We start from the raw sequence: 20,227 nt of genomic DNA on the forward strand, positions 1-20,227 counted from the left end.
CGTTGTTACTTTGTGGAAAGAAAACAATGGCCGCAAGAAATACAGCCACCTTTAAGGAATAGCCCTAAATGGCGAGAAGATCAATGTTCAAATTTCATACCGTTGTCATATTTGTGAGCTATGCACGGCGCATAAGCTAAGTGGCTGATATTGCTAGCCTGGATGTAATACCATGATTATAAAACAAAAAAATCCCGGAGAGGCTTTTGCTTTGCCTCGCCGGGATGGTTTTAGAACGAATTATTACAAGTTATGATTAAAGGCGAGCTGCCTGTGCAGCAATCTCCTGTGCTTCCTGCAACCAGCCCTGGGCCAAGGTGCGGACCAAGGCGTCATAGCCATCTTCACCCTGTTTCAATTCCAGGTTGAATGGCCGCTTGATAAGCCTGCCCTGATGGCTAAGCACCCATTCACCCCGAACGATCGCTTTACCATCGTAGCGGCCATGGAAGCCGCTGATGTTGACGTTAAGCACATCCTGATCGCTGCTCATCGGCTGTGATGACACCACCCACCCCGGCAAAGCGCTGCCCAGGTTGGTCACCAACGTCTGTTGCAGTTGCTGATCCAACGGGCTGGCCCACAGGTTGTTTTGCCCAATCACAAACTGCACATCGTTGGTCTGGTACACCACCCCACTCTGTGCCAGGAAATCCGCCACGCTGACATGCTCCAACCACAGCTGGCGTGATGCAGGGGTACCACTCACCTGAGCCGGCGTCCCCAACGCCGGTAGCTGATAGTAGGTCTTGTTTGGTGTACTGCTACAGGCACTCAGCAACAGCGCCAGAACTACCGGGATCCATTTTTTCATTTTTTGGCCTTCTTCGGCTGAGGGTCATTACTGCCCGCGGCTTCAAATACCAGGGCGTTGCTCTTATCGTTCAGGGTACGCAGCACCGGTTGCAGCTCACGCAACACCTGATCGAGACGCTGCATATCGCCAACCATTTTGTTGTAGGCCGGTGAGCCTGGCTGGAACCCTTTCATGCTGCGATTGAGTTCTTGCAGGGTTTTCTGCATATCTTCAGGCAATGCCTTCATCTCTTTACTGCTGATGATGTCATTGAGCGACTGCATGGTTTTCTGCGTTTCTTTCATGGTCTTCTGGCTTTCGGCCAGCGTTTTGGTCGCTTCGTTGATCATTGGGTTGATCGGCATCGCGTTAATCTTATCCAGCGTCTGCATCAGCTTCTGCTGGATCTGCGCCAGACCACCGCTGGTGGTTGGCAACAGCGGATAACCGAACAGCTCACGCGGCCCTTTCCACGGCTTCTCTTGTGGATAGAAATCCAGATCGATATACAACGCACCTGTCAGCAGGTTGGCGGATTTCAACGCGGCTCGCAGGCCACGCGACTCTGCATCTTTCAAATGCTGCGCGATATCGAAGTTCTTGCCCAGCTGTTGATTAAAACGCTCAGGCTCAATACGGATCAGCACCGGAATACGGTAATCGTTATCCAACCGCTGGCGCATCCCTTCTTTGTAGAATGGCACTTGCCCCACGGTACCCAGGCGAATACCCCGGAACTCGACCGGAGCCCCCGGTTGCAGCCCACGGATCGATTCGGAGAAGAACACCAGATAATCGGTATGCTCGGTATACAGCGAATCCTGAATATTGCGCTGGTTATCGAACAGGGCAAACTCGGCCTTTTCTTTCACCACTGGGCCACGTTCCCATCCTTCTGGCACGTCAAAGCTCACGCCACCACCGAACAGGGTCGCCAAGGATCCCATTTCCACACGCATACCCTGTGCAGACATATCGAAGGCAACGCCGCTGTCTTTCCAGAACCGGACGTTGCTGGTGATCAACTGATCGTAAGGCGCGGTAATAAACAGCTGATAGCGCATGGAGCGCAGCTTGGGATCGAAATAGCTGGTTTCTACCGAGCCGACGCGGTAGCCACGGAACAGCACCGGATCGCCAGCGTTCAACTGGCCGGATTTATCGCTGTCCAGTATGACGCGCAACCCTTTAGCGTCTGGCGAGGCCAATGGTGGAGCATCAAGCAACTGGTAATTTTCTTTACCTGCCTTACCCTTGTTGCCCGGTTGCAATTCAATGTAGGCACCGGATAACAAGGTTCCCAGCCCAGAGATACCTTCACGGCCAATCTGGGGTTTCACTACCCAAAAGGCGGAGTCATCGCGCAACAGCTTTCCCATGCCGGAATTGAGGCGAGCCTGCACCAGCACTTTGCTCAGGTCTTCGCTCAGGGTGACGCTTTCCACCGTCCCGACATCTACACTGCGGCTTTTGATCTTGGTTTTTCCCGCTTCCAGCCCTTCGGCGGAAGTTGTGACCAACGTCACTTCCGGCCCTTGATGGCTGAAGTGATAAAACAGGATCCACGCACCGATCAACGCCGTGACAATAGGAATGATCCACACCGGCGACCAGCGCTTGATCTTCTCAACATTCGCGACGCCATGATTACTTTCCGTCACCTTGCGGCTCCTTCTTTATTGTTTCATTTGCGCGATCCCAGGTTAGGCGGGGATCAAACGCCATAGCAGCAAACATGGTGAGAATGACCACCATGGCGAACAGTAGCGCCCCAATATCTGGATAAATACTCATCAACTGTCCCATACGTACCAATGCCGAAAGCACGGCAATCACAAATACGTCAATCATTGACCAACGACCAACAAACTCCACCACTTCATAAATCAGATGCATACGTTCGCTATCGGCATTGGCCTTGCCTTTGCCATTGGCATCCAGGCATAGCCAGCCAATCGCCAACATCTTGAGCGAGGGCACCATAATACTGGCAATGAAAATCACCATTGCTACCGGATAGGACCCTTCGCCCCATAGCAGCACCACCCCGGCCATAACCGTTGAAGGCATTTTATTGCCCAACGCCTCGGTGATCATAATCGGCATCAGCATCGCCGGAATATACAATATGATCGAGGTGACCAATAGCGCCATGGTCCATTGCAGGCTGTGGCGTCGGCGTACATAGCCCACCGTGTGACAACGCGGACATTTGGACTGCTGGGCGGGCAAGATGGCCGTACAGCAGGAGCAGGAACGAATGCCTTGGCGCAATCCGGTGCGCCCAACCTGCAACGGGCGCTCAATCAACGGGGCCGGTTCGATATCCTGCCACAACCAGCGACGATCGACGCATTGGAAGGCCCGCACCTGCAGCAGACAAAACAGACAGTAAGGGATGAAACTGGAACCAATGCCGATATCACCATAAGCCATCAGTTTGACAAAGCTGACCAACACGCCAGCCAGGAAGATCTCGACCATGCACCAGGTCTTTAACTGGAACAGCACCTTGGCCATCCAGATCTTCCATGGTCGTGCCTGCCGCACCCTGGCACACAACAGAATAATCGCCAACATGCAAAACGCCGGGATCAGTTGCACAAACACCATAAACAGGGTGGCCATGCTGGCATAGTCTTCTGCCACCATCACCTGAGGAATTTGGATCAGTTTGATTTCATTACCCAGACCGGCAACGCGCATATTGATAAACGGGAAGATATTGGCTAACACCAGCATAAATAATGCGCTGAGGGCAAAGCCAATCGGCTGTTTACGCGGTTCTGCCCAGCGGGCGCTGAGTGTCGTTTTACAACGGGGACAAACGGCCTTGGAGCCTGATTGCAAAGGCGGCAGCGCCACCAACATATCGCATTGTGGGCACAGTATCAGGTTATCCTGCTGACGCTCGCCATGCATCGCATGACTCTGCTGCTTAAGACTTTCGTGGGAACACACCATCATCCTCCTTAACCGTGTCGCTTATCGGTACAGCCTGGGTTGCCCACAGCAGCAGCGTGCGGGCAACGCGTTACCGATTAGCCGTTTTTCATTGCTTCCAGCTCTTCCCAACGGGCAAAAGCTTGTTCCAACGCCTGCTCCGCCGTGGCAAGATCGGCCAGCACCTGCTGGGTTTCGCTATGTGGGCGGGAGAAGAACCCTGCGTCGCTCACCTGTGCCTGCAAGGCTTCAATATCACTTTCCAACTGTTCAAGACGCTGTGGCAACTGCTCCAGTTCCCGCAGCAGGTTATAACTCAGTTTGGCCGTTGATTTCTTGGGCTGCTCGGTTTTTTTCTCCACCGCGGCCTTGGTTTGGCTGGCGGCAACCGTGCGGATCGGCTTGGCGGTGGCACGTTGATGGTGTGCATCATAGTAGCCCCCGACGTAAGTATCGATCACGCCATTGCCTTCGAAAATCCAGCATTCGGTCACGGAGTTATCAACAAACTGCCGATCGTGGCTCACCAGCATGACGGTACCCTGGTAACTATCGATCATCTCTTCCAACAGTTCCAGCGTTTCGACGTCCAGATCGTTGGTTGGTTCATCGAGGATCAGTAAATTGCTAGGTTTCAGAAATAACTTAGCCAGCAATAAGCGGTTACGTTCCCCGCCCGATAGCGCTTTGACCGGCGTCATCGCCCGTTTAGGGTGGAACAGGAAGTCCTGCAGATAGCCCAGCACATGGCGCGAACGGCCATTGACCATCACTTCCTGCTTACCTTCCGCCAGGTTGTCCATCACCGTACGTTCAGGATCCAGCTCGGCGCGGTGCTGGTCAAAGTAAGCCACTTCCAGCTTGGTGCCGCAGTGCACTCGCCCGCTGTCGGCTTTCAGTTGACCGAGCATCAATTTCAGCAAGGTGGTTTTACCACAGCCGTTTGGCCCCACCAGCGCGATTTTGTCACCGCGCTGCACCTGGGCGCTGAAGCCCCGCACCAGCACTTTGTCGGCGACCTGATAACTGACGTCTTCCATTTCGAACACAATCTTGCCCGAACGCACGGCCTCTTCCACCTGCATCTTGGCGGTACCCATCACTTCACGACGTTGTGAACGCTCGTTACGTAACGCCTTCAGCGCGCGCACCCGGCCTTCGTTACGCGTGCGGCGTGCCTTGATGCCCTGACGGATCCAAACTTCTTCCTGTGCCAGCTTGCGGTCAAATTCGGCGTTCTGCAGCTCTTCGACCCGCAGCGCTTCTTCTTTGCTTTCCAGATACAGCTCGTAGTTGCCTGGCCATGACACCAGCTTGCCGCGATCGAGATCGACAATGCGCGTGGCCATATTGCGGATAAACGAACGGTCGTGCGAGATGAAGACGATGCTGCCCTGGAACTCTTTCAGGAACCCTTCCAGCCAGTCGATGGTGGTGATATCCAGGTGGTTGGTAGGTTCATCAAGCAGCAACACGCGCGGTGAACTGACCAACGCCCGGCCCAGTGCCGCTTTGCGCAGCCAACCACCGGAAAGGGAGGACAGTTCCGCATCGCCGTTGAGGCCCAGTTGCAACAGGACTTCACTGATACGGCTGTCTAGCTGCCATAAGCCCTGGTGATCGAGGATCTCCATGACCTGCGCCATACGCGTCAGGTTCTTTTCACTCGGATCCAGCTCTACCTGGTGCGAGATAGCGTGGTACGCCTTCAGGTGTTCCGCCTGCTCGGCCACGCCTTCGGCCACAAAATCGAACACCGTACCGCCGATATTGCGCGGAGGATCCTGCTGCAAACGCGCCACAATCAGATCCTGCTCGTAAATGATGCGCCCGTCGTCCAATGGGATCTCTTTACCGAGGATCTTCAGCAGGGTCGATTTACCGGCCCCGTTGCGCCCAACCAGGCAGACGCGTTCATTGTCTTCAATATGAATTTCGGTGTTGTCTAACAAAGGTGCATCGCTGAAAGAGAGCCAGGCACCGGACATGCTGATTAACGACATAGTAATTATTTTCCTTCGCCGGCGTGGGTGACCAGCCAGCAGTTGTGGATCTGACGGTTACGGGCAAAGTCTTCTGACTGCGTCTTGGCGGTAATTTCTTTCGCCTCCAGACCCAGTGCGTTCAGACCTGCCAGATCCATCTGGAAACCGCGTTTGTTGTTGGAGAACATGATGGTCCCGTTACGCCGCAGTATCCGTTGTAAATCTTTCATCAGCGCCAGATGGTCGCGTTGTACGTCAAAGGTGTTCTCCATCCGCTTGGAGTTGGAGAACGTCGGCGGATCGATAAAGATCACATCGAACTGTTCGTCGGCATTGTGCAGCCAGGACAGGCAATCTGCCTGGATCAAGCGGTGCTGTCTACCGGTCAGGCCGTTAACCCGCAGGTTCTTCTCAGCCCATTCCAGATAGGTGCGCGACATATCCACCGTGGTGGTGCTACGTGCGCCCCCCAATCCGGCATGTACGCTGGCAGTGCCGGTGTAGGCAAACAGGTTGAGGAAGTCTTTGCCTTTGCTCATCTCCCCCAGCATACGGCGAGCGATGCGGTGATCGAGGAACAACCCGGTATCGAGATAATCCGTCAGGTTGACCCACAGCTTGGCATTGAATTCTTCTACCAGCAGGAACTCCCCCTTCTGCGCCAGCTTCTCATACTGATTCTTGCCCTTCTGACGTTCGCGAGTTTTCAGGATCAGCTGATTAGATGGCAGCTCTAACACCGCCAACGTGGCGTTAATCACGTCAAACAGGCGCTGGCGGGCTTTCTGCGCGTCGATGGTTTTCGGCGGCGCGTACTCCTGGACCACCACCTTACTGCCATAGCGATCCACCGCCACATTATAGTCAGGCAGATCGGCATCATACAGGCGATAGCATTCGATCCCCTGCTGCTTCGCCCATTTGTCCAATTTCTTCAGATTCTTGCGCAGGCGGTTGGCAAAGTCTTCCGCTACCTGCACGCCACCAGCACCCTGCGGGTTTTCTGCCAACTGGTAGTTTTTCTGTACGCAATCCAGCGGGCCATTTTTCGCTTTGAACTGGCGCTCGGCGCGCAATTGCAGGCAACTGAGCAATTCCGGTGAGGCGCTGAACAACGAAAGCTGCCAGCCACCAAAGTTGCTCTTCATGATGCGCCCTAACATATTGTGCAGCGCAATCAGGGCCGGTTCGCTCTCAAGGCGTTCACCATATGGCGGGTTGCTGACCACCGTGCCTACCGGACCTTCAGGCAGTGGGTTGGTCAGTTTGCTGACATCATTAACGTTAAAGGTGATCAATTCGGCCACGCCAGCGCGGCGGGCATTGCCCTTCGCCATTTCGATGACGCGACGATCGATATCGGAACCGAAGAAACGTGACGGGGTTTCTTGTAGACCACGTTTCGCCCGCACCTGCGCTTCGGTGACCACTTCACGCCACAATTCGGCATTGTGACCGTTCCAGGCGGTAAACCCCCAATGTTGGCGATGCAGGCCAGGCGCACGATCGGAGGCGATCATCGCCGCTTCGATCAACAGCGTGCCGGAGCCGCACATCGGGTCCAGCATCGGTGCCCCTGGTTGCCAACCGGAACGTTGGACAATCGCCGCCGCCAGGTTTTCCTTCAGCGGAGCCTGGCCGGTAAGATCGCGATAGCCACGCTGGTGCAAACCTTCGCCACTCAGATCGAGCGCTACGCTGGCCATATCACGCTGCAGAAAAACGTTCACGCGAATGTCCGGCTGCTGTTTCTCTACCATTGGCCGATCGTTGAGCTTGCGGGTAAAGCTGTCCACAATGGCATCTTTGACCTTCAACGCACCATATTGGCTATTGCGGATCTCTTCATTAAGGCCGCTGAAGTGTACGGCAAAGGTTTTATCCAGGCCAAATATCGATGGCCAGTCAATGGCCTGTACACCAAGATACAGATCCAGATCGCTGTGCACGCGAAATTCATTCAGCGGCAACAGAATACGCGAAGCCAGGCGGCTCCAGAGCAAGCTTTGGTACAGAAGACGATCGTCACCCTGAAAATGTACTCCCCCCTGCACCACTTTGCAGGAGTGAGCGCCAAGCCGCTCCAGTTCGCTTTTTAACAGTTCTTCCAGTCCACGCGCCGTGCTGGCAAACAGAGTGTTCATATCGTGCTTATCACCAAAAAGAAAATTGTTGCGCATTATAGCTAATCCAGACCGCTTGTCATAAAGTTGCTCCCTTCTATTTCATATATCGTACGGAGGCAGGGGTGATCACGCTCTCCCGACTTTACGTTCATCCGGTCAAATCACTACGGGGTTTGCAGCTTTCTCACGCCCAGGTGGCCAGCCATGGCCTGGCTTTTGATCGCTCTTTTATGATCACCGAGCCAGACGGTACCTTCATCACCGCCCGCCAATACCCGCAAATGGTGCTGTTTACCCCGGCGTTGTTAGCCGATGGTCTGTTTCTTACCGCCCCGGACGGTGAAAGCGCGGCTATCCGCTTCATTGATTTCGCACCAGATGCGCAGCCGACCGAGGTGTGGGGCAACCATTTCACCGCGTTGATCGCGCCGGTGGCAATCAACACCTGGCTAAGCGGTTATTTTCAGCGTGAGGTACAGCTACGCTGGGTTGGGCCTGAACTAACCCGTAGGGTAAAAAAGCACCCGGAGATCCCGCTCTCCTTTGCCGACGGTTACCCTTACCTGCTGATTAATGAAGCCTCATTCCAGGATCTGCAGCAACGCTGCCCAAGCAGCATCAGGCTGGAGCAGTTTCGCCCAAACCTGGTGGTGAGCGGCAGCCCGGCCTGGGCAGAAGATGGTTGGCAGGTGATCCGCGTCGGCAACGTGATGTTCGATCTGGTAAAACCTTGCAGCCGCTGCGTATTGACCACGGTCAGCATCGAGCGTGGCCGCAAGCACCCGAGCGGCGAGCCGTTGAGTTCGCTGCAACAGTTCCGTACTGCCGATAATGGCGACGTCGACTTTGGTCAAAACATGATTGCCCGTAACAGCGGTATTATCCGCGTCGGCGATAGCGTTGAAGTACTGGCAACCAAACCGCCACGGCCTTACGGGGCAGGCAAGGTCGTCGAAAACCTGCAGGCACCGCAGGACAGCACCACCAGCGTAAGTATTGAGTATCAAGGAAAGGTGTTTGCCGGTAATAACCAGCAGATCTTGTTGGAGCAGTTGGAGCAGCAAGGCATTCGCATCCCTTACTCCTGTCGGGCTGGCCTGTGCGGCAGTTGCAAGATAACGTTGGTGGAGGGCGAGGTTGCGCCGCTAAAGAAAAGCGCAGTGGCCGCCAACGGCACTATCCTCTGTTGCAGCTGTATTCCTAAAAGCAATGTGAAGCTGGCGTAACAGAAAGCTGTGTCCCTCAATTGACCGCGCCCCTTCGGGCTGGGGCCATCTGGGGGACACAGCCTTATACTGCCCTGTCGTAAGCCGGGGCAGACTGTTCATCCGGGACGCAAGGTTTCAGACGATCGTGCATCACTTTGATCGCATCCCCCAGCACCATGGTACGCCCAGCCAGCACCAGCTGATTTTGTGCCAGCAGGCACAGGCTGGCATTATCCCCAGCTTCCACCACTAGCAGACGCGCCTCGACACCGGTATCCATCACCTTCACCATCGCCAACTCACCATTTTTAGGGCGTAGCGGATAGCGCTGTTGAGCAAAATGCCAACTTTTGGGCATCAGGGGTTTGAGAAAACGAAAGGCCACTAACGCATTTAATACCAATTCGGCACGTTGTTCATGGCTGAGCTTTATCTGCTTGCACTGTTCTTCATAATCAAAATAAAGCGCCGCATCATCGACACAGAATGCACTTTCTGCGAAGGCGTCCGGAGTTAGCATTTTCGCCGGAAAGCGTGAACGAAAGATCATACCATTGGCTAAATCGAGCATCAGTCGATCGTGCTCTGCGTCAAAATACCAACGCCAATTGTCGTCAGGTTTTATCTTCATTGCTTATCCTTCTCACCACATGCCAACACAATATTACGCAAAGGGCGATTTTATCACCAGAAAGGTTGCTTACACATCGGATAATTCCGCTACCGAACAAAATATAGACGAGCCGGAGGCAGAAATAAACCCCCGGCCGAAAATGAAAGGTAAAATATTAGATATGGGTAACGATATCTTTAATCAAACGCGGCCCGTGGAAGATAAATCCGGAATAAATCTGTACCAACGTTGCCCCGGCCTCCATTTTTTCCCGCGCCGCCGTCAGGGAATCAATTCCGCCAACGCCGATAATCGGCAAGCGTCCTTGTAACTCCTGCGACAGACGACGGATCACTTCGGTGCTGCGTAACTGTACCGGGCGGCCACTTAATCCCCCCGCCTGATCGCAGTAATTCAACCCCTGAACCAGTTTACGATCGAGGGTAGTATTGGTGGCAATGACCCCATCAATATTATGACGCACTAAACTGTCCGCTATTTGGATCAGTTCTTCTTCTGAAAGATCCGGCGCGATCTTTACCGCAACCGGCACATATTTGTGATGGCGAGCCTGCAATTGGGCCTGCTTATTTTTTATCGCCGCTAGCAGATCGTCCAGCGCTTCACCATACTGTAAGGATCGCAATCCTGGAGTATTGGGTGATGAGATATTAATCGCGATATAGCCAGCATACGGATAAACCTTATCCATACAGATCAGATAATCGTCTTTACCCTGCTCGACCGGCGTGTCTTTATTCTTGCCGATATTGATCCCCAGCACGCCGCCAAAATGGGATTTTTTAACGTTTTCAACCAGATTGTCTACACCGCGGTTATTGAACCCCATGCGGTTGATCAGCCCTTCGGCCGGGACCAGGCGGAACAGACGTGGTTTATCATTGCCCGCTTGCGGACGCGGCGTAACGGTACCGACCTCAACAAAGCCAAAGCCCATCGCGCCAAAGGCATCAATACACTCGCCGTCTTTATCCAGGCCAGCAGCCAAACCTAACGGGTTGTTAAAAGAGAGCCCCATGCAGCTCACCGGCTTGCTCGGCACCGACTGGCGGATAAGAAACTCTAGTGGGGTGCCGGTAATACGGCGCAGTTGACTGAAGGTCAATTCGTGTGCGCGCTCGGGATCGAGCTGGAACAAGGCTTTCCTGACGATGGGGTAGTACATGTACTCTCCTGATTTCCCGGTTATACCCTGCAGACTTGAGGATACTGTTAAATCGCTGCGCCTGATGGTGCGACCGGGGGCGTATTATCCGGTATCCCCTCGCCAATTGGAATTGATTAAAGGCAAAAAAAGCGCGTTTAGCGCAATCGTTTCCCTTGTATGGCGCGATTTCCCCCGCTTTCCCCCTTTACGCATATCAAAATCAAAAAAAGAGATTTAAATAACGTCCCCTTTTGCTGTTAGCTTTAAAACACTTTTCGAACATTAATTTAACATTGATAACTTTTCGATATAAGGAGTAGCGATGCGCGTTATCTCTCTGGCTGGCAGCCCAAGGATCCCCTCACGTTCGGCAGTGCTGTTACAGCTAAGCCAACGCTGGCTACAACAGCAGCAGGTGGAAGTGATCCCCTATACCCTGCACGATTTCCAGGCGGAAGATCTGCTGCGCGCCAATTTTAACAGTCCTGATATCCGAGCCTTTGCCGCGCAATTGGCCGCAGCGGACGGCCTTTTAATCGCTACGCCGGTTTACAAGGCTTCGTTTTCTGGCGCACTGAAAACCTTACTCGACCTGCTTCCTGAACGAGCGCTGGAACACAAAGTGGTTTTGCCGCTGGCCACCGGTGGCTCCGTCGGCCACATGCTGGCGGTGGACTATGCGTTGAAACCAGTGTTGACGGCGCTGAAAGCCCAGGAAGTGCTGCACGGCGTGTTTGCCGATGACGGCCAGATAGTGCTTAACGGTGAACTGGCCCAACTATCCGATGGGGTGGCCGCGCGCCTGACCGAAGCGTTGGACAGTTTTTATCTGGCACTCAGCCGCCGTAAACCGCCGGTACTAAACACCGTCGCCTCTCTGTTAACCCGGCAAACTGCCTAACCGCCCTAAGGAAATCATCATGCCACTCTCTTTTCGCCGTTGGCTTAACACCGGTGCGCTGACCGCCATCATGGCGCTGGCGCTGACCAATACCGCCGTCGCACAAGATAATGCGCCCGCTCAGTTTCGTATCGGCTACCAAAAAGGCTCGGTAAGTCTGGTGCTGGCCAAAACCCATCGGTTACTGGAACAACGCTTCCCCACTACCAACATCAGCTGGATTGAATTCCCGGCAGGCCCGCAGATGCTCGAGGCGCTGAACGTCGGCAGCATCGATCTGGGCAGCACCGGCGATATCCCGCCAATCTTTGCCCAAGCCGCCGGGGCCGACCTGCTGTACGTCGGCGTAGAACCGCCAAAACCCAAGGCGGAAGTGATCCTGGTGCCGGAAAATAGCCCGATCCACAGCGTCGCCGAGTTGAAAGGCCACAAAGTAGCCTTCCAGAAAGGCTCCAGCTCACACAACCTGCTGCTGCGGGCACTGCAAAGGGACGGCCTGAAGTTTACCGATATCCAACCGGTTTATCTGACGCCCGCCGATGCCAGAGCGGCCTTCCAACAGGGCAACGTCGATGCCTGGGTGATCTGGGATCCCTACTATTCTGCCGCGTTGCTGCAAGGCGGTGTACGGGTGTTGACCGATGGCAGCCACTTGAACCAGACCGGCTCCTTCTACCTGGCCGCTCGCCCTTATACCGAAGCCAACGGCCCGTTCATTCGGCAGGTGCTGGAGGTTCTGACCCAGGCAGATGCGCTGACGCATAGCGATCGGGCGCAGAGCATTACCCTGCTGGCCAAGGCGATGAGCTTACCGGAGGCGGTTATTGCCAGCTATCTGGATCATCGCCCGCCAACGGCCATCAAACCCTTGGGAGAAGCCACCATTACTGCCCAACAGAAAACCGCCGATCTCTTTTTCGCCAACCGGTTGGTTCCGGTGCAGGTCGATATTTCTCAACGCGTATGGCACCCAGCCGCACAATAATCAGGAGAGAGCGCTATGAGCATTAACGTATTCTGGTTTTTACCGACTCACGGAGATGGCCACTATCTGGGAAGTTCGGCAGGGGCACGTGCGGTCGATTACGGTTATCTTCAGCAGATCGCCCAGGCCGCTGACCGGCTCGGTTTCGGCGGCGTACTGATCCCAACGGGGCGCTCTTGCGAAGACTCTTGGTTAGTTGCCGCTTCATTGATTCCGGTTACGCAGCGGCTGAAATTCCTGGTGGCCCTGCGCCCTGGCATCATCTCCCCAACGTTGGCAGCCAGGCAAGCCGCCACACTTGATCGGCTTTCCAATGGCCGCGCCCTGTTCAATCTGGTGACCGGTGGCGATCCGCAAGAGCTGGCAGCGGAAGGATTGCACCTTAACCACACCGAACGTTACGAAGCCTCCGCCGAGTTTACCCACGTGTGGCGCAGGGTTCTGGAAGGTGAAACCGTCGATTTCGCCGGTAAGCATATTCAGGTGAAAGGCGCCAAGCTGTTGTTCCCGCCGGTACAGCAGCCCCGCCCACCGCTGTATTTTGGCGGTTCCTCAGAGGCGGCGCAGGATCTGGCAGCCGAGCAGGTCGAGCTGTATCTGACCTGGGGAGAACCCCCTGCGCAGGTGAAGGAAAAAATAGAGGAAGTACGAGCCAAAGCAGCGGCGCTGGGGCGCAAAGTCCGCTTCGGTATCCGCCTGCACGTCATCGTGCGCGAAACCACCGAACAAGCCTGGCAGGCGGCCGACCGTCTGATCGCCAATCTCGATGATCAAACCATTGCCGATGCGCAGAAAGCCTTTGCCCGCTTCGATTCCGTTGGCCAACAGCGTATGGCGGCCTTACACGGCGGCAAAAAGGACAATCTGGAAATCAGCCCTAATCTGTGGGCCGGTGTCGGACTGGTGCGTGGCGGCGCAGGCACTGCCCTGGTGGGAGATGGCCCGACCGTCGCGGAACGCATCCAGGAATATGCCGATCTGGGTATCGATACCTTTATTCTTTCCGGCTACCCGCATCTGGAAGAAGCCTATCGCGTAGGTGAATTGCTGTTCCCTCACCTCGATCTGGCCACCAGCGAGCAACCAACGCAGCTGCGTGCGATCAAACCGCAGGGTGAAGTGGTCGCTAATATCTATGTCCCACAAAAAGTGTCACAAAGCTGAGGAGCATGAGGATGGCGAAAGGTGCACAACAAATTCTGCACCGGCTGGCCCCCTGGGCTTTGCCGGTCGCACTGGTGATTGGCTGGCAGACCGCCGTTGAGGCTGGCTGGTTATCTAACCGTATCTTGCCCGCACCAAGCGCCGTAGTGGCTGCCTTTTGGGCTTTAACCCAGAGTGGCGAGCTATGGCAACACCTGACCATCAGCAGTTGGCGTGCGCTGATTGGCTTCAGTATCGGTGGCAGCATGGGTCTGGTACTTGGGTTCATTACCGGCCTGTCCCGCTGGGGGGAGCGGCTGCTCGACAGCTCGGTACAGATGATCCGTAACGTGCCGCATCTGGCGCTGATCCCGCTGGTGATCCTGTGGTTCGGCATCGACGAGTCCGCCAAAATCTTCCTGGTGGCGCTGGGTACGCTGTTCCCGATCTATCTGAACACCTATCACGGCATCAAGAATATCGATCGTGGCCTGCTGGAAATGGCGCGCAGCTACGGCCTGAGCGGCTTTAGCCTGTTTACGCAGGTGGTGTTACCCGGTGCGCTGCCTTCGATCATGGTCGGCGTGCGTTTTGCCCTCGGGTTTATGTGGCTGACGCTGATCGTCGCCGAAACCATCTCCGCCAACTCGGGCATCGGTTATCTGGCGATGAACGCCCGTGAATTTCTACAGACCGACGTGGTCGTTGTCGCCATTATTCTGTATGCCCTGCTCGGCAAGCTGGCCGATGCCTGCGCACAGTTGCTCGAACGTGTCTGGTTACGCTGGCACCCGGCCTATCAACTGAAATCAGGAGAAGCATAATGACGGCCCCGACTCGCCTCCCGCAAGGCACCCCCATTACGCTGGAAGCCATCGCCAAACGTTATGGCAACCGAACCGTATTGGACGATTTGCAACTCCGCATCACCGCGGGCCAGTTTGTGGCCGTGGTTGGCCGCAGCGGCTGTGGTAAGAGCACCTTATTACGTCTGCTCGCCGGGCTGGAAACGGCCAACAGCGGGACACTGCTGAGTGGTAATGCGCCACTCAGCCATGCCAAAGACGATACGCGGCTAATGTTTCAGGATGCTCGCCTGCTGCCGTGGAAAAAGGTGATCGACAACGTGGGGCTTGGCCTGCGCGGCAACTGGCGTGATGCTGCATTGCAGGCGTTAGCCACCGTTGGGCTGGCCGATCGAGCCAATGAATGGCCAGCCGCGCTGTCTGGCGGACAGAAACAACGTGTCGCACTGGCCCGCGCGTTGATCCATCGCCCACGGCTGTTGCTGTTGGATGAACCTTTGGGGGCTCTGGATGCACTAACCCGTATTGAAATGCAGGGGCTGATCGAAACGCTTTGGCAACAGCATGGCTTCACCGTGCTACTGGTCACGCATGACGTTAGTGAGGCGATCGCACTGGCCGATCGGGTGCTGTTAATCGAAGAGGGACGTATCGGATTGGATCTGACTATTGATTTGCCGCGGCCACGCCGCAAAGGTTCGGCAAAGCTGGCGGAATTGGAAGCAGAAGTGCTGGCAAGAGTGTTGGCACCACCGCAAGCCGTTGAGACTTCCCGCCAGGTGGCAAATTAATCAGGGGACGGCAAATGCCGCCCCCTTGCTTTTTACGCGTCTAACGCCTTGGTGATCTTCTCAAACAGATCGCCAGACAGGTTCTCCAGCCCTTTCAACTGCTCCAGCGCCTGACGCATCAACGCCTGACGAGAGGCATCATAACGCTTCAGGCGGATCAGAGGTTCAATCAGCCGCGCGGCAACCTGTGGGTTACGCTTGTTCAGATCGCTGAGGATCTCTACCAGGAACTGATAGCCGCTGCCGTCTGCCGCATGGAATGCCGCCGGGTTAGCCGAGGCGAACCCACCAATCAGCGAGCGGGTGCGGTTTGGATTACTCAGGCTGAAGGAACGGTGTTGCAGCAGCGCACGCACCTTGCAGAGTACGTCTGCCGCCGGGCTGGTGGCCTGGAGGATGAACCACTTGTCCATCACCAGACCATCGTGATGCCAGCGCTCATCAAACTCGGTCATCAAGGCATCACGGCAAGGCAACTGTGCCCCCATCGCCGCTGCCAGTGCCGCCAGCGAATCGGTCATGTTATCGGCCTGCTGGAACTGTTGCACCACCAGCTTGTCGGCCTGCTCTACATCGTCGAAAGCCAGATAATGCAGACAAATATTGCGCAGCGAACGCTTGGCAATATCGCCATGCTCAACCCGGTACCCTTCGGTTTTGTTAGCGTGATACACCGCCAGCCACTCATCGGCCAGCTCTTTAGCCAGGCAACGGGTGATCGCCTCATGCACCGCCGAAATGGCTTGTGGATCGATGATGGCGAACAGCTCGGCAATTTCGTTTTCCGATGGCAGCGTGAGGATCTGCGCGGCCAGGGCCGGATCCAGCTTCTCATCCAGCAGCACCGCCCGGAAGGCATCTGCCACGTGCAGCGGCAGCGACAATGGCTGCTTCTGCTGATATTTGGCCACGTTCAGCTTGATGTAGATGGCCAGCAGGCTCTGCGCGGCATCCCAGCGAGCAAACTCATTGCGTGCATGCTGCATCAGGAAGGTCAGTTGCTGATCGCTGTACGGATAATCCAGCTTGACCGGTGCCGAAAACTCACGCAACAGCGAAGGAACCGGCTTATGCGCGACGCCATCAAACACAAAAGTCTGTTCGGCGGCGGTGACGTTCAACACGTTATTGACTGGTGAACCGTCTTTCTGCAAGGCAATGACGTTGCCTTCGCTGTCGTAAAGCTCAATATCCAGCGGAATATGTAACGGCAGTTTTTCTGGCTGATCGGCCGTCGGGGCGGTTTTCTGGCTGACGTGCAAACGGTACTGCTGATCCTCGGCGCTATAGTCATCACGCACCGTCAGCAGCGGCGTGCCGGACTGGCTGTACCAGCGACGGAACAGCGACAGGTCGACGTTGGAAGCATCTTCCATTGCCTGCACAAAATCATCGCAGGTGGCCGCACTGCCGTCGTGGCGTTCGAAATAAAGCTGCATCCCCGCCTGGAACTGTTGTTCCCCCAGCAGCGTGTGCAGCATGCGGATCACTTCGGATCCCTTCTCATACACCGTCAAGGTGTAGAAGTTGTTCATCTCGATCACTTTATCCGGCCGGATCGCGTGCGCCATCGGGCTGGCGTCTTCGGCAAACTGCGCTCCACGCATCACCCGCACGTTATCGATGCGGTTGACCGAACGGGAACCCAGATCTGAACTGAATTCCTGATCGCGGAACACCGTCAGCCCTTCTTTCAGGCTAAGCTGGAACCAGTCGCGGCAGGTCACACGGTTGCCGGTCCAGTTATGGAAATATTCGTGACCAATCACCGCTTCAATATTCAGGTAATCCTTGTCCGTGGCGGTTTCGGCCTTGGCCAACACATATTTCGAGTTAAAGATATTTAACCCTTTGTTTTCCATCGCCCCCATGTTGAAGAAATCCACGGCGACGATCATGTAGATATCCAGATCGTATTCCAGGCCAAAGCGGGTTTCGTCCCACTTCATCGAATTTTTCAGCGAGGTCATGGCCCAATCGGCACGATCCAGGTTGCCACGATCGACAAACAGTTCTAAGGCCACCTTACGACCAGAACGGGTGGTGAAGCTATCGCGCAACACGTCGAAATCACCCGCCACCAGCGCAAACAGATAGCTAGGTTTCGGGAACGGATCCTGCCATTGCACCCAGTGACGGCCGTCTGCCAGATCGCCTTCAGCCACTCGATTGCCGTTCGACAGCAGGAACGGATAACGCGCTTTATCGGCAACGATGCGGGTAGTAAAACGGGCCAGCACGTCTGGGCGATCCAGATAGAAGGTGATATGGCGGAAGCCTTCGGCCTCGCATTGGGTGCACAGCGCTTCGCCAGACAGGTATAGCCCTTCCAGCGCGCTATTTTTGGCCGGATGGATGTCGTTCACGATCGTCAGGGTAAACTGGGCCGGTAGCTGTTCAATCACCAGTTGGTTTTCCTGCTGGCGATAGGCGCTCCACGGCTGCCCATCCACTTGAATACTCACCAGAGTCAGGTCTTCGCCATTCAGCGTTAGTGGGGCACCGGCGGCACCCTGCCGTTTGATCTGGCTGACGGCGGTAACGCGCGTGGTGTCTGCATCCAGTTCAAAATCCAGGTCGATATCGGTGATGGTATAATCTGGGGCGCGATAATCGTGGCGATACTTCGCCTGTGGCTGTTGTGTCATAAAAACCCTTTGACGTCTCAGTGAGTTACAGATCCCGGACTCGGAGCGTACCGCCATGCAGGACGGCGCAGTACCTCAATGGCCCGATTGTGAATAAACTGTATCACAGCTATAAAAAAAACCCAGAAATGGCAGCAAATCGCACCAAGAAAACACACGACTCGCACAGACATTCGCTGTTGTTTGCTATGCTCCTGCTACCCTGACGCTTCGCTTAACGTCAAACTCAGCATTTTATGCTTAAACAGGCGCAGTTTCGTCCCCATTGACAACCGAATTGCGGGGGAAAACCAGCGGTAGCAATGATATAATCATCCAAGAGCCAGTAGGAGAAACAGATTGGCATGAAAGTAAAATACCTGATCTATTTCTTCACCTTTGCCATCATGCTGTCCTTTGCGGTTTTTATTGCCAATGGGCTGATAAAGGCACGGGCCAGTCACAATCAAAGTCTGGAAAACCTGTATAAAATCAGCAGGACCAAAGAAGTGGCCGAGGCCTTTCAGGCTACGTTGCTGGCACACCGGTTAAAACGATTAGACCTGGTTGATAAATCCGTGACCCAAGCCCATTGGCAACAGGCCGATAAAAAAGCGCGTGAAAAAATCGCTATTGTTAAATCCAATGTCGATGCCGATCTCGCCCTGCGCTTGGGCATTCGGCAAAAGATCGCCATACTTTCCATGCTCGATTGGATGGAAAGGCTGCTGGATAACGATTCACGTCAGGTCTCGCAAGTCCACACGACCAACAGCAATCTGTTCAACATCAACAGCGCCTATTATATCGTCCAGACCACCAAAGCTTTCTACCGCTATACCTACGACACCCGGCTGATCAATGCAGACTCATTTCTGTTTTTGGAGGCTGTTCGCCTCAATAACCGGCTGAATATGTCGCTGACCGAACTGATCGATCAGATTATCGACATCAATCTCAGCAGTATTGAACGCAAGAATGCTTATCTGAAGGCTATTCAATTGACCGGGGTATTCACCCCGCTCGGTACCCGTTTGGCGTTCTTAAAGCTGGCCTATAACGATCCGCAGATTACCGAACTGGTAGATGAGATACTGCGTAACATCTCCAGCAATCGGATCAGCAACATTTCGGATGGGTTATATAAAGCCATTACCCACAATACCGTCTATGACATCAACCTGATTGCTGGCTATATCGAGGTAATGGACAAGCTTTCCCAAAGACTCTATGAACGCAGCTTTGAGCTGGAGATGGCCGCTTCCGAAGCCAAAAAGTATGATAGCCAGACGGCCATCTACGGCATGATTTCCCTGAGTGGGCTGATTGCCCTATTCATCCTGCTGCCTTCCATGATCTTCTGTTCCAACATCACCCGCTGGCTGACCAAAACGCATAAAAATATTCTGCGCCTGTCACAAGGCGATATGAATATTGATGACAACGATGCTTTTTACAGCAAAGAGCTGATCGCCATCAGTGATGCCATCACCCAGCTTAAACAATACAATCAGGTCAAACTGGCGCTGGAAAACGAAAAACAGCAGTTGATCAAAGAGCTGGAAGTCTCATCGTTCTTTGATCCGTTGACCAACATTTATAACCGCCGCAAATTTTTCCTCGAGTGTGAGATGCTCGCCCAGAGTAGCTATCCGCAGGCGTTCTGTCTGATCGATATCGATAATTTCAAACGCCTCAATGATACCTATGGCCACGATATCGGCGACCGAGTGCTGGTGATGTTCGCCCAGTCGTTAAGTAACACCTTTCGTTCCAGCGATATCTTTTGCCGCTATGGCGGTGAAGAGTTTGCCTTGCTGCTCGGCCACTGTTCCCTGGAAAATGCCCGCAGCATGATGGAAGCGCTGCGTGAGCAAACCCAACAGATGTGTCTGGAGTTGCTCAACGGAAAACGAGTGCGCTTTACTATCAGCTGTGGCATCGCCGCCGTAGGCGACCTGGCAGAACTGCATCCAGCCATCAAACAGGCCGACGAAGCGCTCTATTTTTGTAAGAAGACCGGGCGCAACCGGGTCAGTATTTATACGCCAACCGGTTTTATCTGAATCTGTGTTTAAAATAATTAACCTCATAATTTTTATGAGTAAATCAACTAAGTTATTCAGTTTATTGGA

General features: G+C 54.6%; 15 protein-coding genes. 7 read left to right on the plus strand and 8 right to left on the minus strand.

What is annotated here, in order from left to right; genetic code table 11:
• Window positions 1-256: 256 nt before the first annotated feature.
• The 5 genes from pqiC to rlmKL form a co-directional block, all read right to left on the minus strand.
• The gene (gene pqiC / locus ABIE29_RS19550; protein WP_429620474.1) at window positions 257-814 is read right to left on the minus strand and encodes a membrane integrity-associated transporter subunit PqiC; all 558 of its coding nucleotides are present in this window, start codon (window positions 812-814) and stop codon (window positions 257-259) included.
• Complete coding sequence (gene pqiB, locus ABIE29_RS19555; protein WP_429620476.1) at window positions 811-2,457, minus strand: intermembrane transport protein PqiB; 1,647 nt, start codon at window positions 2,455-2,457, stop codon at window positions 811-813. Before pqiB ends, pqiC begins: the two co-directional genes overlap by 4 nt.
• Window positions 2,444-3,718 (minus strand): membrane integrity-associated transporter subunit PqiA, encoded by a 1,275-nt coding sequence (gene pqiA, locus ABIE29_RS19560; RefSeq protein WP_429620619.1) that lies wholly within the window; start codon window positions 3,716-3,718, stop codon window positions 2,444-2,446. The genes pqiB and pqiA overlap by 14 nt, the downstream gene beginning before the upstream one ends.
• Before the next feature lie 119 nt (window positions 3,719-3,837).
• Window positions 3,838-5,742, minus strand: a complete 1,905-nt coding sequence (locus tag ABIE29_RS19565; protein ID WP_429620478.1) for an ABC transporter ATP-binding protein — start codon at window positions 5,740-5,742, stop codon at window positions 3,838-3,840.
• Between the two features lie 5 nt (window positions 5,743-5,747).
• Window positions 5,748-7,868: a bifunctional 23S rRNA (guanine(2069)-N(7))-methyltransferase RlmK/23S rRNA (guanine(2445)-N(2))-methyltransferase RlmL gene (gene rlmKL, locus ABIE29_RS19570; RefSeq protein WP_429620621.1), complete on the minus strand. Its 2,121-nt coding sequence runs from the start codon at window positions 7,866-7,868 to the stop codon at window positions 5,748-5,750.
• A 104-nt stretch (window positions 7,869-7,972) separates the two neighbouring features.
• Here rlmKL and ABIE29_RS19575 point away from each other — a divergent pair, with 104 nt between their 5' ends.
• The gene (locus tag ABIE29_RS19575; RefSeq protein WP_429620480.1) at window positions 7,973-9,076 is read left to right on the plus strand and encodes a YcbX family protein; all 1,104 of its coding nucleotides are present in this window, start codon (window positions 7,973-7,975) and stop codon (window positions 9,074-9,076) included.
• Between the two features lie 64 nt (window positions 9,077-9,140).
• Here the strand turns inward: ABIE29_RS19575 and ABIE29_RS19580 are convergent, their stop codons facing one another.
• Both ABIE29_RS19580 and pyrD read right to left on the minus strand, forming a co-directional pair.
• Complete coding sequence (locus ABIE29_RS19580) at window positions 9,141-9,689, minus strand: cell division protein ZapC (protein WP_429620482.1); 549 nt, start codon at window positions 9,687-9,689, stop codon at window positions 9,141-9,143.
• 157 nt (window positions 9,690-9,846) lie between these two features.
• A complete protein-coding gene (pyrD, locus tag ABIE29_RS19585) occupies window positions 9,847-10,857 on the minus strand; it encodes a quinone-dependent dihydroorotate dehydrogenase (protein WP_248946621.1) in 1,011 nt (336 codons plus the stop codon).
• Window positions 10,858-11,161: 304 nt separating this feature from the next.
• On the opposite strand from pyrD, the gene ssuE reads away from it, so the two are divergent.
• Genes ssuE through ssuB form a run of 5 tightly spaced genes read left to right on the plus strand, consistent with a single transcriptional unit; the run spans window position 11,162 to window position 15,465 of the window.
• Window positions 11,162-11,740, plus strand: coding sequence for an NADPH-dependent FMN reductase (gene ssuE, locus ABIE29_RS19590; RefSeq protein WP_429620484.1), 579 nt, complete (start codon window positions 11,162-11,164; stop codon window positions 11,738-11,740).
• A 19-nt stretch (window positions 11,741-11,759) separates the two neighbouring features.
• Complete coding sequence (locus ABIE29_RS19595) at window positions 11,760-12,725, plus strand: sulfonate ABC transporter substrate-binding protein (RefSeq protein ID WP_429620486.1); 966 nt, start codon at window positions 11,760-11,762, stop codon at window positions 12,723-12,725.
• 15 nt (window positions 12,726-12,740) lie between these two features.
• Window positions 12,741-13,889, plus strand: coding sequence for an FMNH2-dependent alkanesulfonate monooxygenase (gene ssuD / locus ABIE29_RS19600; protein ID WP_429620488.1), 1,149 nt, complete (start codon window positions 12,741-12,743; stop codon window positions 13,887-13,889).
• Between the two features lie 11 nt (window positions 13,890-13,900).
• On the plus strand, window positions 13,901-14,692 hold the full coding sequence (gene ssuC, locus ABIE29_RS19605; RefSeq protein WP_429620490.1) for an aliphatic sulfonate ABC transporter permease SsuC: 792 nt from the start codon (window positions 13,901-13,903) through the stop codon (window positions 14,690-14,692).
• Window positions 14,692-15,465 (plus strand): aliphatic sulfonates ABC transporter ATP-binding protein, encoded by a 774-nt coding sequence (gene ssuB / locus ABIE29_RS19610; RefSeq protein ID WP_429620492.1) that lies wholly within the window; start codon window positions 14,692-14,694, stop codon window positions 15,463-15,465. The genes ssuC and ssuB overlap by 1 nt, the downstream gene beginning before the upstream one ends.
• 32 nt (window positions 15,466-15,497) lie before the next feature.
• Here ssuB and pepN read toward each other — a convergent pair whose 3' ends face one another.
• Window positions 15,498-18,113 carry an aminopeptidase N gene (pepN, locus tag ABIE29_RS19615; protein ID WP_429620494.1) on the minus strand — a complete coding sequence of 872 codons (2,616 nt, stop codon included), beginning with the start codon at window positions 18,111-18,113 and terminating at the stop codon, window positions 15,498-15,500.
• Window positions 18,114-18,457: 344 nt separating this feature from the next.
• Here pepN and ABIE29_RS19620 point away from each other — a divergent pair, with 344 nt between their 5' ends.
• Window positions 18,458-20,158: a GGDEF domain-containing protein gene (locus ABIE29_RS19620; protein WP_429620496.1), complete on the plus strand. Its 1,701-nt coding sequence runs from the start codon at window positions 18,458-18,460 to the stop codon at window positions 20,156-20,158.
• Window positions 20,159-20,227: the final 69 nt, after the last annotated feature.

Origin of the sequence: Serratia sp. 2723, from assembly GCF_050434425.1 — a bacterium.
In the GTDB taxonomy this organism is placed as follows: domain Bacteria; phylum Pseudomonadota; class Gammaproteobacteria; order Enterobacterales; family Enterobacteriaceae; genus Chania.